General features: G+C 72.4%; 11 protein-coding genes and 2 tRNA genes. 7 read left to right on the top strand and 6 right to left on the bottom strand.

The window, feature by feature from the left end:
- The first annotated feature begins 102 nt into the window (after positions 1-102).
- From ACVMYR_RS05410 to ACVMYR_RS05400, 3 genes are all read left to right on the top strand, one after another.
- On the top strand, positions 103-777 hold the full coding sequence (locus ACVMYR_RS05410) for a TetR/AcrR family transcriptional regulator (RefSeq protein WP_077935175.1): 675 nt from the start codon (positions 103-105) through the stop codon (positions 775-777).
- A gap of 175 nt (positions 778-952) precedes the next feature.
- Positions 953-1585, top strand: a complete 633-nt coding sequence (locus ACVMYR_RS05405; protein ID WP_457121221.1) for a hypothetical protein — start codon at positions 953-955, stop codon at positions 1583-1585.
- 182 nt (positions 1586-1767) lie between these two features.
- Positions 1768-4248, top strand: a complete 2481-nt coding sequence (locus ACVMYR_RS05400) for an ATP-binding protein (protein WP_457121220.1) — start codon at positions 1768-1770, stop codon at positions 4246-4248.
- 76 nt (positions 4249-4324) lie between these two features.
- Here the strand turns inward: ACVMYR_RS05400 and ACVMYR_RS05395 are convergent, their stop codons facing one another.
- On the bottom strand, positions 4325-5128 hold the full coding sequence (locus tag ACVMYR_RS05395; RefSeq protein ID WP_457121219.1) for a trypsin-like serine peptidase: 804 nt from the start codon (positions 5126-5128) through the stop codon (positions 4325-4327).
- A gap of 351 nt (positions 5129-5479) precedes the next feature.
- On the bottom strand, positions 5480-5896 hold the full coding sequence (locus ACVMYR_RS05390) for a peptidase inhibitor family I36 protein (protein WP_457121302.1): 417 nt from the start codon (positions 5894-5896) through the stop codon (positions 5480-5482).
- A 278-nt stretch (positions 5897-6174) separates the two neighbouring features.
- On the opposite strand from ACVMYR_RS05390, the gene ACVMYR_RS05385 reads away from it, so the two are divergent.
- Positions 6175-7680: a carboxylesterase/lipase family protein gene (locus ACVMYR_RS05385; protein WP_457121218.1), complete on the top strand. Its 1506-nt coding sequence runs from the start codon at positions 6175-6177 to the stop codon at positions 7678-7680.
- 102 nt (positions 7681-7782) lie between these two features.
- Positions 7783-7998 carry a hypothetical protein gene (locus ACVMYR_RS05380; protein ID WP_457121217.1) on the top strand — a complete coding sequence of 72 codons (216 nt, stop codon included), beginning with the start codon at positions 7783-7785 and terminating at the stop codon, positions 7996-7998.
- Here ACVMYR_RS05380 and ACVMYR_RS05375 read toward each other — a convergent pair.
- Together ACVMYR_RS05375 and ACVMYR_RS05370 are read right to left on the bottom strand one after the other, a co-directional pair.
- Positions 7964-8036, bottom strand: a tRNA-Arg gene (locus ACVMYR_RS05375). The genes ACVMYR_RS05380 and ACVMYR_RS05375 overlap by 35 nt on opposite strands.
- 35 nt (positions 8037-8071) lie before the next feature.
- Positions 8072-8162 (bottom strand) — tRNA-Ser (locus ACVMYR_RS05370).
- An 821-nt stretch (positions 8163-8983) separates the two neighbouring features.
- On the opposite strand from ACVMYR_RS05370, the gene ACVMYR_RS05365 reads away from it, so the two are divergent.
- Positions 8984-9793 carry a hypothetical protein gene (locus tag ACVMYR_RS05365; protein WP_457121216.1) on the top strand — a complete coding sequence of 270 codons (810 nt, stop codon included), beginning with the start codon at positions 8984-8986 and terminating at the stop codon, positions 9791-9793.
- On the opposite strand, the gene ACVMYR_RS05360 is transcribed toward ACVMYR_RS05365, so the two are convergent.
- Positions 9780-10553 (bottom strand): CPBP family intramembrane glutamic endopeptidase, encoded by a 774-nt coding sequence (locus ACVMYR_RS05360; protein WP_043960816.1) that lies wholly within the window; start codon positions 10551-10553, stop codon positions 9780-9782. The genes ACVMYR_RS05365 and ACVMYR_RS05360 overlap by 14 nt on opposite strands.
- A gap of 157 nt (positions 10554-10710) precedes the next feature.
- Between ACVMYR_RS05360 and ACVMYR_RS05355 the strand changes: the two genes are divergently transcribed.
- A complete protein-coding gene (locus ACVMYR_RS05355; RefSeq protein ID WP_077935194.1) occupies positions 10711-11829 on the top strand; it encodes a globin domain-containing protein in 1119 nt (372 codons plus the stop codon).
- 234 nt (positions 11830-12063) lie between these two features.
- Here the strand turns inward: ACVMYR_RS05355 and ACVMYR_RS05350 are convergent, their stop codons facing one another.
- Positions 12064-13596, bottom strand: a complete 1533-nt coding sequence (locus ACVMYR_RS05350; RefSeq protein ID WP_077935195.1) for a peptide deformylase — start codon at positions 13594-13596, stop codon at positions 12064-12066.
- Between the last annotated feature and the right edge of the window lie 84 nt (positions 13597-13680).

Genomic DNA, 13680 nt, shown 5'->3' with positions numbered 1-13680 from the left:
TCCAAGCTGCGACCCGCACTGACTCGTACACCGTACGTCGTACACCGTACTATTCTCGTACGGTGTACGATTGTCAAGCCGTTCGAGGGAGCGAGGAGACCCGTGTCTGCCAGGAAGCAACGCCAGGTCGCGTCAGACGCGGGGCTCAGCAAGCAGCGGGTGGTGGTCGAGGCGATCCGGCTCGCCGACCGCGAGGGGGTCAACGGGCTGAGCATGCGCCGGCTGGCTGGCGTGCTCGGCGCGGGAGCGATGTCGCTCTACCACTACGTGGCGAACAAGGAGGAGCTGCTGGACGCGATGATCGACGTCGTGTTCGAGGAGATCGAGCTCCCGCCCGAGGGGACCGACTGGCAGTCGGCGATGCGACGGCGGACGCTATCGGCCCGACAGGTCCTCGCACGCCATCCGTGGGCGATCGGCCTGATGGAGTCCCGGACATCGCCGGGGCCCGCGCACCTCCGCCACCGCGAAGCGGTCACCGCCTGCCTGCGGAGGGCCGGCTTCTCGGTTCTGATGGCGACGCACGCCAACTGGTTGCTCGACGTCTACGTCTACGGGTTCGCCCTGCAGGAAGCCAGCCTGCCGTTCGACACCGCCGATGAATTCACGGACATGGCCAAGGACGTCTTCCTGCCCCAGCTTCCTCCCGACGAGTTCCCCTACCTCAACGAGTCCGCTGCGGCGCTCGTCGCTGCCGGCTACGACCCGGCAGAGGAGTTCATGTTCGGGCTCGACCTCGTCCTGGCCGCCCTCGAGCCCCTGAGAGCCGCCGCATAGCGACGCTCACGGGCCGTCGCGCGTCAACGTGACGACCGTGCCCGGCACCATCCGGAAAGTCCCTCGCCATGCCACGCGGGCTACGGCCACAATGCCCGCACAGACCGGCGGACCGACGGCAGGTCGAGAGGATACGGCTGGAGTGACGCAACGGTTGGGCGGGCGCAGGTGGCCGGTGACGATCAGCACGGTGCAGCTCGGACACCACCAGTACCGGGTCCTGCAGCCGGCGAGGTCACCGAGGTTCGCCGGTCTCTACGAGGGCCGTCTCGGCGCGCAGTTCTGCCTCGACAAGGAAACCGCGGTGATGTTCGCCCAGGCGTGGGGCCTGGCCGCCCGGTCGCCACGAACGATCATCTACCTCCCGCTGCGTCGCGCGGAACTGCCGACCGACCATGCCTGGGGCCGCCCGCTCGACCTGGTGCTGCTGCACCACCGTCTCGCGTTCCCGCCGTCACGCTGGAAACAGGTCCGCTCCCGGCTCGGGGCCGGCAGACCGCACACCGTCGTACTGCCCGGCCGAGCATGGCCGGCACGGCCTGCCGCCGACCACCTGAAAGCCTGGCACCAGGAGTTCCGCGACCATCTGCGGTGGGACATCGCCGCCGAGACGCTGGTGCTCACCGGCAGCCGCGAGGCGTTCGAGCTGCAAGCCGACCAGGTCCGCGCCCTGGCCGAGGAGTGCCCGGCACACCGCGCCCACAACCCCACGACGCACTGCTGCGCCGAGATCGGCATGGGCAGAATCCGACGCCACCCCGACCGCCGCCGCCCCTACGCCGAACTACACGCCGAGTACACACGGTAGGACCACGGCGACGTCGACGGTCCGCAGCAGATCCTGGAGGCTCAGCGCCGCCAGGTCATGGTCAAGCAGACCTTGTCGCAGATGACACGGCGGTGTGGACGGACGCCAACTGCCGACGTCAATGCGACATAGGAGAATCTCTATGCATTGATAGACTCGTCCGGCGTGGAGGGCTCGGACGGGTGAGCGAAGTGGGCGGAAATGCGCAACAGGCGTCGGCCTGGTTCGCCGGCGAACTCCGACGCCTCCGGCAGCTCTCCGGGTCCCCGTCATTGAACACCCTGGTCGCCATCTCGACAGCGCAGGGGCAGCCCTTGGCCCGCTCGACGATCAGCGACAAGCTGAACGCCAAGTCGTTGCCTGACTGGCCTTTCGTCGTCGCCTTCGTCAAGGCATGTGTGGCGCATGCCGGCCGGACCGGTGTCCGCCTCCCCGCCGAGCTGACCGAGATGAGGCACTGGGATGCGAGACACTGGCGGCTGCTGCGGATCGCCGACGCCGCCCACACCGAGAATCGGCTGCGGGCCGCCGCCCACGCCCAGATCGGCCGCCGGTCCGGCGGTGCCGCGCCGGCCAGCCGACCCGAGCCGCCGGTTCCCGGACCGTCACCGACCGGACAAGGGGCGGGCGCCCTCGACAGTGTGACGCCCCGGCAACTGCCGGCGGCCGTACCCCATTTCGTGGGTCGCAGGGCGGCGCTCGCCGCACTGGACGCCCTGCTGGAACACCGGCGGCACCGCGCCCCGGGCACCACGATGGTCTGCCTGATCAGCGGTACGGCCGGGGTCGGCAAGACGAGCCTGGCGGTCGGCTGGGCGCACCAGGTTGCCGACCGTTTCCCCGACGGACAGCTCTACGTCAACCTCCGTGGGTTCGACGCGACCGGGCCGGCGGCGAGCCCCGCGGAGGTGCTCCGCGAGTTCCTCGAAGCTCTCGGAGTGCCGGCGCAGCGCGTCCCGGCGGGACAGGATGCCCGCTCCGGGCTGTACCGCAGCGTGCTGACCGGCAGACGGGTGCTCGTGCTGCTCGACAACGCCGGTGACGTTGACCAGGTCCGCCCCCTGCTGCCCGGCTCGCCGGAATGTCTGGTGGTGGTCACCAGCCGTGGGCACCTGGCGGGGCTGGTGACCATCGAGGGGGCGATTCCGCTCCTCCTCGACCCGCTGCCGCGCCGGGAGGCGCACGAGTTGTTGTCCCGGCGACTCGGCACGGATCGGCTGGAGAACGAGCCGGAGGCGACGAACCGGATCGTCGACGCGGCGGCGGGGCTGCCGCTCGCGTTGGCCATCGTGGCAGGGCGTGCCGCCGTCCAGCCGGCTCTCGGCCTCGGTCGGCTCGCGGACGAGCTGACCGGGTCGGACGGCCTCGACCGGTTCAGCCACGAAGATGCGGCCACCGACGTCCGGACGGTCTTCTCCTGGTCGTACCGCAATCTGGACGCGACCTCGGCGCGGGCGTTCCGGCTGCTAGGACTGCACCCCGGGCCGGATGTCTCGGTGCCGGCGCTCGCGAGCCTGGTCGGCGCACCGGTGGCGGAGGCGGGTCGGACCCTGGCGGCGCTCGTCCGCGCGAACCTGCTCTCCGAGCATCTCCCACAGCGGTACGTCCTGCACGATCTGCTGCGCGCCTACGCGGCCGAGCTGGTCGCCGAACACGAGCCCGAGCAGGCCCGACGGCAGGCGCTCGGCCGGCTCGTCGACTCCTACCTGCACACCGGGTACGCCGCAGACCTGCTCCTCTACGACCAGCGGGACCCGATCAGCCCCGCCCCGGCCCGGCCCGGCACGGCGGTCACCGCGCTCATCGACCGGGCGGCGGCCTGGCGCTGGTTCACCGGCGAGCACCGAGTCCTCCTGACCGTCATCGGCCTCGCCACGGACGCCAGGTTCGACACACCCGCCTGGCAGCTCGCCTGGGTCGTCAACACGTACCTCGATCGGCTCGGGGCCTGGCAGGAGCAGCTCATGGTCCAGGAGTGGGCGTTGCTCGCCGCGTCGAGGGTGGCCGACCGGGACGGGCAGGCCCGCGCCCACCGGAACCGGGCCGTAGCCTGCCTGCGGCTGGGGGACCACCATCAGGCCCGGGTGCACCTGCGCCGGTCACTGCGGCTCTACGCCGGCCTCGGCGATGCGATCGGCAGCGCTCGGGCTCATCTCAACCTCGGCATCCTGGCCGAGCGGCTGGGCCGGTACGAGCAGGCGCTCCAGCACGCGGAGCAGGCCCTCGACCTGTTCACCGCGGCGGAGAACCCCAACGGGAGGGCGAACGCGCTGAACAACATCGGCTGGTACCACAGCCAGCTCGGCAACCACCGTCAGGCGATCGACTACTGCACGCGGGCGCTGGTGCTGCAACGGCAGGTCGGCAACCGGTACTGGCAGGCGCACACCTGGGACAGCCTCGGTTACGCGCACCACCGGTTGGAGCAGCAGGCGGAGGCGATCCGCTGCTACCGCAACGCGCTCGCGCTGTGGCGGGAAGCGGCCGAGCGCTACTACGAGGCGACGACGCTGACCCATCTCGGCGACAGCCACCGTGCCGCCGGTGCGCCGGGCCCCGCTCGGCGGGCCTGGCGGCGAGCGCTGAAGATCCTGGAGCCGCTCGGCCACCCGGATGCCGAGCAACTCCGGGACCGGCTGCGCGGCGGAGCCCGCCCGGTTTAGTGACCAGCGGGCCGAAGCGCTGTCGGGGCGGGCGACGGAATCTCGCCGCGCGCCCCGACAGCGCCGGTCGGAGGGGTCAACGCCACTGCATGAAGTTGTTGATGATCGGTAGCGTCATCCGGACGGCGACGTTGTTGGTGGCGCTGGGCCCGCTGCCGAAGGGTCCCCGGGAGAGGATCCCCAGCACCGTCGGGCTCGGGCACACGCAGGGCGGCGGCGGGCACGGACACGGGACCACCAGCGGCGGCCGCACCGGGCACCAGTCATCCGGGTCGGGCGTGAAGAAGACAGGGCTTCCGTCCAGCCCGCTGACCAAGGGATGCCGGACGTAGAGAGCGGCAGCGTCCTCGGCCCGGACGGCGTCGTCGCTCGCCCACTGTCCGGGCCGGTCGGCCGGATATCCCTGGGTCCTGGTGCAGGATCCGGTCACCGGTTGGGTCGGATAGCCGAGGTTGAGCCAGCCGGTCCTGGTGCCGATCGCGCAGTTGAGCTGCGCCGCTCCGTAGTCGAAGGCCGGGTCGCCACCGCCAGGGGCATTGTTCGCGCCCGTCCAGTTCGAAGGGACGAAGAGCCGGAGTGCCGCGCACCCGCCGAAGGGTGCCGTCGTGCCGTCGTGCCCGGGGTACGCGACAACGTTGGTACGCCAGGTGCCGTTGGAGCCGCCGGAGTGCAGGCAGTGGGCGGCAGTCGCCACGGTACGTTCGCTGATCATGAAGCCGGTGCACTGGCCGCCGGTGAAGACCAGCCGAACGACGGCGCTGGCGGGAAACGTGGTGGTCGGGCCGACCGGCACCCGGGTGTCGGGGCCGAGGATCGCCTCGATCCCGACGGCGGGAGTCACGCCGACGGCCGTGCCGTCCACCGGTGCCGCCGTGCTCACGGGCCGGTGACCGGAGGACTGGGCCGCATCGGCGCTGGCGGGTCGGTCGGTAGTCGTGGCGGCAGCCGCTGGCCCGGCCGGAGGGGCTACGGCGGCAACGGCGGCTAGGGCTACTACCGCCCATCTCTTTCCAAGCATGGCTCTCCTCTGGTCGAACGGGGATCCCCCCGCAGTCACGCCTGTCTCGACCAGGCTGCACAGAGGCCGGGCTGTCCGGCTGGTTCCCGGACACCGGAGCACCGCCGGTCGGCGAGACCTGACCAGCCGGATCGCGACAGAGCCGGAATCTCGACACACTCCCGAGCCGGAGGAACCGGGTGGCATGCGGTCGCGTGCCACCCGGCGGTGGCCTTACCGAGGCACCCAGGCACTTTCGGGCGTGAAGCCTCCGAAGTCCGGCAGGGAGCTGTTGCCAGGGACCTCGAAGGCCCCTCCGGCGCAGTCGTCGTTCATGAACATCGCAGCACTCCGACTGTTGGTGTTGATCGCGGAACGCGCACGGTCTCCCCACCCGGCGTCCACCAGACTCACGCACGTACCGGGCGACACCAGGGAGCTCAGGGTGAGCCGCTCCCCGGTGAAGTTGGCGCCCTCGAACAGGCAGAGCGTGTTGATGAACGGGCAGTCACCAACGGCCGCCGTGCCACGTGCGACGGGGCCCGGACTCGCCGCGGCAGGGGCCGAGACGGCACCCAGAAGCGCTGCCAGGAGGCCGGCCGCCACCAAGGCGCGTGGCAGCCGCCGAACGGTCGGTGGAACGGGTTGCATCATCATCCCAACACCTTTCTCTGCTCCGATTGGTCTCGATGCCGCGCCTTCGGTTGCGATGGCGCGGACGGGTGCCGAGTCGTCCACTGACGATTGCTGAGGGTGGGAATGCGCGCCGGGTCACGCGGTTGCGGTGTCGAAAAACATGACTTGCGCCAATTGCTCCACAAAAATCGACAGTAGTCGATGTGCGCCGGTCTGCGAAAGACCTAAATGGTTTGCCGGTGGTCGGCGGGCGCTGGGATGCTGCGGCCGACCGGGATCGGGGAGGGGCCACCATGCAGTCGGAGTCCGAGCCGGAAGTGCGAACCGTGGTCGGTGTTCTGCGTGGCTGCCGGGAGGCGGGCCTGGCGGTGTTTCGCGGCATCCCGTACGCCGAGCCTCCGGTTGGCGGCCTCCGGTTCGCCGCGCCGCAGCCGGGGCGCCGATGGGAGGGCGTGCGTCCGGCGGTCGCCTACGGTCCGCCGCCCCCGCAGCCCGGCGCGTTCGGGATGTCCCCGCAGAGCGTCGGCGACGACTGGCTGACGCTCAACGTCTGGACGCCGGCCCCGGACCCGGCGGCGCGGTTGCCGGTCATGGTGTGGATCCCCGGTGGTGGTTACCTCGTCGGCTGTTCCGGCCTTCCGGAGTACGACGGCGGGCATCTCGCCCGCAGCGGAACCGTGGTGGTGACGCTCAACTACCGCCTCGGTTTCGAGGGCTTCGGGGAGATCGACGGGGCCCCGGCCAACCGGGGGCTACTCGACCAGGTCGCGGCCCTGGAGTGGGTACGGGACAACATCCGCGCCTTCGGTGGCGACCCGGACCGGGTGACGGTCTTCGGGCAGTCGGCCGGCGGCGGCTCGGTCGCCGCGCTGCTGGCCATGCCGCGCGCCGCCGGGCTGTTCCGGCGCGTGGTCGCGCAGAGCATTCCGGGTACGTTCTTCTCGCCCGACCTGGCCGCCGACATCGCCGCCGCCTGCGCCGCCGAGTTGGGGGTGCGACCGACCCTGGCCGACCTGTCGACGGTGGCTCCGGCCCGGCTGCCGGCCGTGGGCCAGGCGATCTCGGCCAGGATCGTCCAGTGGCGGGAGCGTTGGGGGCGGATCACCCACCGGCCGATCCCGTTCGCGCCGGTCGTCGATGGTGACGTGCTGCCGGCGACCCCCTGGCGGGCGCTTGCCGATGGCGTCGCGCGGGACGTCGAACTGCTCGTCGGACACACCCGGGACGAGCACCGGCTGTTCAGCCTGCTCGACGGCGTGCTCGGCCAGGTCACGCCGGAGCAGGCCGAGACCGCGCTGCGGATGCTGGCCCCGGGCACGGACGGCTCCAGCCGATATCGGGAGGCGTTCCCTGATGCGACCGATGAGCAACTGTACGAGCTGGTCAACGCGGACTGGCTGTTCCGGATGCCGAGCCTGCACCTGGCCGACGCGCAACTCGCCGGTGGCGGCCGGGCCTACCTCTACGAGCTGACCTGGCCGGCGCCGGGCCTGGGCGGCAGCCTGGGTGCCTGTCACGGCCTGGACGTGCCGCTGGTCTTCGGCAACCTGACCAGCGGGCAACCCGCGATGCTGATCGGTGATCCGCCCACCCCGGCGGCGCAGGAGCTGTCCGGGCAGATTCGCGGGGCGTGGACGGCGTTCGCCGCGAACGGCGACCCTGGGTGGCCGTCGTACGACGCCGGTCGCAGCACGCGGGTCTTCGACGAGCGGCCGGCGGTCGTCGCGTACCCGGAGGAAACCTCACGGCGGCTGTGGCGGGACCACACCTTCGCCGCGCTCCCGCTGCTGGTCGGGTAGCGCAGTCGGCGCGTTTCGGCAGACGTCCAGCCCGCCGAACAAGATCCACAAGACCGACCACAGTGGCCAGCAGCCGCACCCCTACGCACTGGCACGCCAACCATGATCCAGACCAGCCGACACGCAAACGCACTGGTCGGCACCAACCGGCACGGACCACCGCCGGAACGGCACATCGACAACGGAGCACCAGATTCCAAACCCTGGGAAGATCCGTCCCAACCCGCGAAAGCGATCAAGGCCATGACCGGCGTTTCCGCTGGTCACGGCCTTGATCGTGAAGTGCGCCCGAAGGGACTCGAACCCCTAACCTTCTGATCCGTAGTCAGATGCTCTATCCGTTGAGCTACGGGCGCTTGCTGCTGGGCCAGTCTACACACCGGCTTTCGCGCGGAGACTCCGGGATTCGAACCCGGGAGGGGCTTTAAGACCCCAACCGCATTAGCAGTGCGGCGCCATAGACCAGACTAGGCGAAGTCTCCCAGGTGGCCCGTAGACCACCGCGCCCGAGGATACAGGCCCGCACCCTTCCGGGGCAAAGCGACTATCGCAGCGCTGCCGGCCGGGCGGAAAAGATCGTCCGGTGCCGGGCGGACGGGTGCCTCCCACGCAGGCGTTTCCCCGCTGTGCGGCTCCCGGATCGGGGCTAGGCTCCATCGACATGGAGGAGCAGTCGCCGCGCGACCCGTCCCGCCGCGAGCCTGGTGAGGGTGCGCGACGACGCCGTTCACCGAAGGCGGCCTTCATACCGCCGGTCGTCCCCGATCCCGCGCCACCGCCGACGGAGGATCAGACACCCGAGGGCCCCGAGGCCCCCGAAGCTCCGATTGCCCCGCGCCCCCGGTCGCGCCGGCCGCGAGCGGCCCCCGGGGTGATCTTCCAGCCGCCCGCACCCGGCCAGCCGGCATCGTCGCCGCCGGGCCCGGGGCGGGCTGCGGCCCGGCCGGCCCCGGCTTCTTCTGCGGCCTCGGAGCCGTCGTCCGCGCCGGCCGAGGGGACGGCTGGGCGACGTGATCAGCCACACACTGACGCCGGGGAGGTGCCGACCGGGCCCGCCGAGGTGGAGCCGGCCGGGCAGGCTGAGCAGGCTGCGACGGAGGACACCGCCACCCGCCCGGCCCCTCGGCCACGGGCTGCCCGGAAGGCACCTGCCCGGAAGGCACCTGCCCGAAAGGCGACGCCGGGCAGGGCGGCCACGCCGGGCGGAACAGCCGCGAAGGCGAGCGGGCCGCGACGGGCCACGCCGGCAGGAAAGCGATCGGAGGGGGCCACCACCACCCCGGCCGGGCCGGTGCCCCCGGTCGTGCCCGGGTCCGTGTCCGAGCAGCCGACCCGCCCGGGCCCTGCCCCGGAGGCCGACGCCGGGGCGGGTGGACGGGCACCGGGGACGGCGTCGGCGCGTATCTCCGAGGATGGCCCGTGGGCGACGGCCGGGTGGGCGCTCGACCACCCGGACCTCGCTCCGGAGCTGCTCGCCCTCGCCGCCGTGCGGTCGCTCGGACCGCGCGCGGCCGACTGGGCCGCGTGGCATCGCGCCGCCTACCCGGCGGCTACGCCGGACGGGTTGGCCCGGCTCGCGACCCGGCGATTCGTCAGGCTGGCCGGGGCGGGTGGGGCCGTGGCGACGCTGGCCGGCCTGTTCGCCCCGGTCGTGGAGCTGACGGCGGTGTTGTGGGCGCAGGCCAACCTGGTGCTGCACCTGGCGGCGGCGTACGGACGGGATCCGGCCGATTCCGAGCGGGCGGTGGAGCTGCTGGTGTTGACCCGGGTGCGTCCGGATGCGCAGAAGGCCCGGGCGGCACTGGACGCGGCAGAGCGGACGAGGGCGGGGCGGACGGCGACGGGACGGGGGTCGGCGGGGCAGGCGGGGGCGCCGCAGGCGGCGAGAGCGGTCTGGCAGCTGGCCGCGCCGCTGACCGGGCGGCCCGGCGGGTGGCTGGGGGTGCGGGTGGCGTCCCGGCTGCTGCCGGGGGCGGCGGTGCTGACCGCCGCGGCGGGCGACTCGGCCGCCGCCGAGCGGCTGGCGGCGCGGGCGGTCGCCGCCTACCGCCCGCGCCCGGCCTCGACCCAGGCTCCGGAGGTGCCGCCCCCGGGGCCGGTCAGAGCCAGCTGAACCAGGCCTTCGGCAGGAGCGCGTAGCCGACGAAGGCGACCACGTCGAGCAGGGTGTGCGCGACGATCAGCGGCATCACCCGCTTGGTGCGCAGGTAGAACAGGCCGAACACGACGCCCATCACGGCGTTGCCGACGAACGCGCCGAAGCCCTGGTAGAGGTGGTAGGAGCCGCGCAGCACGGCGCTGGCCGCGAGCACCGCGCCGAGCCGCCACTGGAGCTGGCGCAGCCGGGTGACCAGGTAGCCGACGACGATCACCTCCTCCAGCACGGCGTTCTGCGCGGCGGCGAGGATCAGCACCGGGACGGCCCACCAGACGTCCGGCAGGCCGGCGGGCACGAGGGTGGCGTTGACGCCGAGCTGGGCGGCGGCCCAGAACAGGGCGAGGCCGGGCAGGCCGATGAGCGCCGCGAGGCCGGCGCCGCGGGCCAGGTCGGAGCCGGGCCGACGCAGGTCCACCCCGAGGGTACGGCCGGGGTCGCCGGGGTCGCGGGCCAGCAGGTGTACGGCGAGCAGCACCGGCAGCAGCGCGAAGACGATGCCGAGCAGCTGGTAGGTCAGGTCGAGCCAGGGGCGGGCCGAGTGCGAGGTGTTCAGCGCGGCGGTCTGCTTGGACAGCGGGCCGTCGGCGGTCAGCTTCGCGATGATCGACACGAGCGCGTAGACGGCCGACTGCCCGAGCGACAGCCCGAGCACCAGCAGCGTCTCCGTGCCGAGGACCCGGCGGGACACCGGGCGGGTGAGCTCCTCAACGGTCACCGCACCACTGTGCCCGACCACCCGGCCCGGCGGACACGGGTCAACCGGGCGGTGTGAGGCGATCGCACATTCTGTGCGACCGACGGGCACGCTCCGTGGACATTCTATGGGTGCCCGATCGCCGTCAGCCCGATCCGCCGTCAGGAGGAGCGCCCCCGTGGACCATGTCGCGCGGTTGCTGAAGGAGAGCTGGACCCTGGTCGAGGAGGACCGGGACCGGCTGAGCGGTCACTTCTACGCCCGGCTCTTCCTCCTCGACCCCGCGCTGCGTCCGCTCTTCCCGGTCGAGATGACCGGCCAGGGTGACCGCATCCTCGACGCGATCGTCACCGCGACCCAGGTGGTGGACGATCCGGAGAGCTTCGACGAGTATCTTCGCTCGCTCGGCCGGGACCACCGGAAATACCACGTCGACGCGGCGCACTACGAGACGATGGGTGTCGCGCTGCTGGACGCGCTGCGCAGCACCGCCGGCGACGGCTGGAACCTGGAGTACGACCAGGCCTGGCGGGACGCGTACGGGGCGATCTCGGCGAAGATGCTGGCCGGGGCCGCGGCGGACGACAATCCGCCGTTCTGGCACGCGGAGGTGTTGACCCACGAGCGGCACGGGCAGGACACCGCGGTGTTGACGGTGCGCGCCCTCCAGCATCCGCTGCGGTGGCGGGCCGGCCAGTACGTCAGCGTCGAGGTGCCCCGGCACCTGCCCCGGGTGTGGCGGACGTACTCGGTGGCGAACGCCCCGAACGACGACAACGTCCTGGAGTTCCACGTCCGTACGCCCCCGGGGGCCGGCTGGGTCTCCGGGGCGCTGGTGCGGCGCACGAGGCCGGGCGACCTGCTGCGCGTGGCCGCGCCGATGGGTTCGATGGTCCTGGACCGCGACTCCGAGCGGGACGTGCTCTGCGTCGCCGGCGGGGTGGGGCTGGCCCCGATCAAGGCGCTGGTGGAGGAGCTGGCCGGCTGGAACCGGACCCGCTGGGTGCACATCTTCTACGGTGCCCGCCACGCCGCCGACCTGTACGGGCTGGCCGGGCTCCGCGAGCTGGTGGAGGCCCACCCGTGGCTGTCGGTGACGCCGGCGTGCAGCGATGAGCCGGACTTCGACGGCGAGCGGGGTGACATCTCCGATGTGATCACCCGCTACGGCCCGTGGACGACCCACGACTGCTACGTCTCGGGCTCGGCCCGGATGGTCCGGTCGACGTTGCGAGCCCTCGCGGAGGACGAGGTCCCGCCGCCGAACATCCGGTACGACACCTTCGGCGACCTGTAGGTCGGCCGGCAGCCGTCGTTCCCCGCCCGGTCGGCAAGCCGGGCGGGGTCGGCGGCAGAGAAGCTTTCCTCCCCCCGAAAAAGACCGGGTCGCGTGCCCCCGCCCCCTGGGGCACGCGACCCGGTCCCCTCTCGGCCCGGGCCCGTTCCGGCGCGAGGTCACCCCGCCTCGGCCAGGGATGCCGTGCCCGCCTCGGCGCGAAGTCACCCGCGCCCCGTCCGGGGTCGCCTCGGCTCAGTACCGCCAGGGGGTGCCGGTCTCGCGGTATTCCTCGACGGGCACCAGCGGCACGCCGGGCGTCATCCGGTCGACGTAGAGGCGGCCTTCCAGGTGGTCGATCTCGTGTGCCACGAGCCGGGCCATGGCGAACTCGAACGAGGTGATGAGGCGGGCGCCGTCCCACTGGGCGTGTTCGACGTCGATGCGCAGCGGCCGGGGCACCAACCCGCGGTGGTCGAAGAAGGAGAGGCAGCCCTCGTACTGCTCGTCGGTCTCGGGGGACGAGTCGACGACCCGGGGGTTGAGCAGCACCACCGGCTCGGCGGCCCGGTCGGGCGGGCGCACGACGGCGGCGGCCCAGGCGAGGCCGAGCTGCGGCGCGGCGATGCCGACGCCCTTGCTGAACGGGTGCAGCTCGTCGAGGCGGACGAGTGCCGAGCCGAGCCGTTCGACGACCTCCCGGGCGATCCCCTCCTCGGCGGGCAGGTCGAACTGGCGGCTGGGCTGGCGGAGCAGGTCCGCGCCGCGCTGGACGATGCCGAGCCCGCGCATCCGGTCGCTGGCCCGCACCCGGGCGACGCCGGCCGGGCCGCCCGGGTCCGAGTCGGGCGGGCGGCTGCGGAACCGCCACTGCAGCCGGTACCGGGCGTTGAGCGGCGGGTCCTCCGTCGCCCAGTCGAAGACGGCCCGGTCGGCGCGGTCGTGTCGGACGACAGGGCGGCGCAGCGGCCCTTCCTCCGCCGAGAGCGAGGTCTCCAGCCCCCAGACCTGGGGGTCCAGCTCCGCGGGGAGGTCCAGCCGCACCGCCAGGTGCCGGGTGGGCAGGCGTACGGCGCGCTGGAACCAGGGGCCCCACTTCTCGCGGCCGACCTGGTACGCGTATTCGATGGTGACCCGGTCGCCGGGGTAGAGCGGGAACCGGCCCTCGTCGTTCTCGAAGAGCAGCCAGATCTCCTTGAACGCGTCCCGGTCGTGTTTGGCCCGCCAGTGCATCGGCTCGGGCTGCCCGCCGCCGTCGTCGCGGTGCGCCCGCAGTTGCAGCTCGGCGAAGGTGAGCGGGTGCTCCCGGTGGTGCCGGTTGGACCGGCCCGGGTCGTTGGGGTAGCGGTCGACGGCGACCCGGACGAGGTAGCGGGTGACCGGTTCGGTGCCGGCGTTGTAGAGCTCCCGGCGGATGAGGCAGTGGTAGGCGCCGTCGGTGTGGGTGAGGACGGCCTGTTCGCGTTCGACGATGAGCCCGGTGCCGGGGGGCATCCACTGGCCGGGGGCGGGGTGGTCCCGGGCGGGCGTGGCGGAGCGGCCGTGCCGCAGTTCGTCGTACTCCCGGAAGCGTTGCCAGATCGCGCCGCTGGCCTCCAGGACGGCCTCGGCCCGGCGGGCGAAGTCCTCGGTGGGTCGGTGCCGTCGCCCCTCGACGTGGCTGACGTAGGACGGGTCGAAACCCATCAGTGTGGCCAGCTGCTTCTTGGACAGCCCCCGCTCGGTCCGGTGCCGGGCAAGTTCGGCCGCGAACGACTCGGCGGCCCGCTCGATGGGAGAGGTCGTCATCAGCTTCCTCAACGCCGGGGAGTATCAGTTTCACGTTCCGTACGTGAACGCGCACAGGAATGACATCTTGCCGACACTCAACTT

This window comes from Micromonospora sp. PTRAS2 (assembly GCF_054052245.1).
This window is presented reverse-complemented; position numbering and strand designations above follow the sequence as displayed.

Excerpts from the sequence above, each read along its gene's own strand:
- ACVMYR_RS05390 (WP_457121302.1), bottom strand. The coding sequence starts at position 5,896 with ATGCAACCCGTTCCACCGACCGTTCGGCGGCTGCCACGCGCCTTGGTG.
- ACVMYR_RS05385 (WP_457121218.1), top strand. The coding sequence starts at position 6,175 with ATGCAGTCGGAGTCCGAGCCGGAAGTGCGAACCGTGGTCGGTGTTCTG.
- ACVMYR_RS05380 (WP_457121217.1), top strand. The coding sequence starts at position 7,783 with ATGATCCAGACCAGCCGACACGCAAACGCACTGGTCGGCACCAACCGG.
- ACVMYR_RS05350 (WP_077935195.1), bottom strand. The coding sequence starts at position 13,596 with ATGACGACCTCTCCCATCGAGCGGGCCGCCGAGTCGTTCGCGGCCGAA.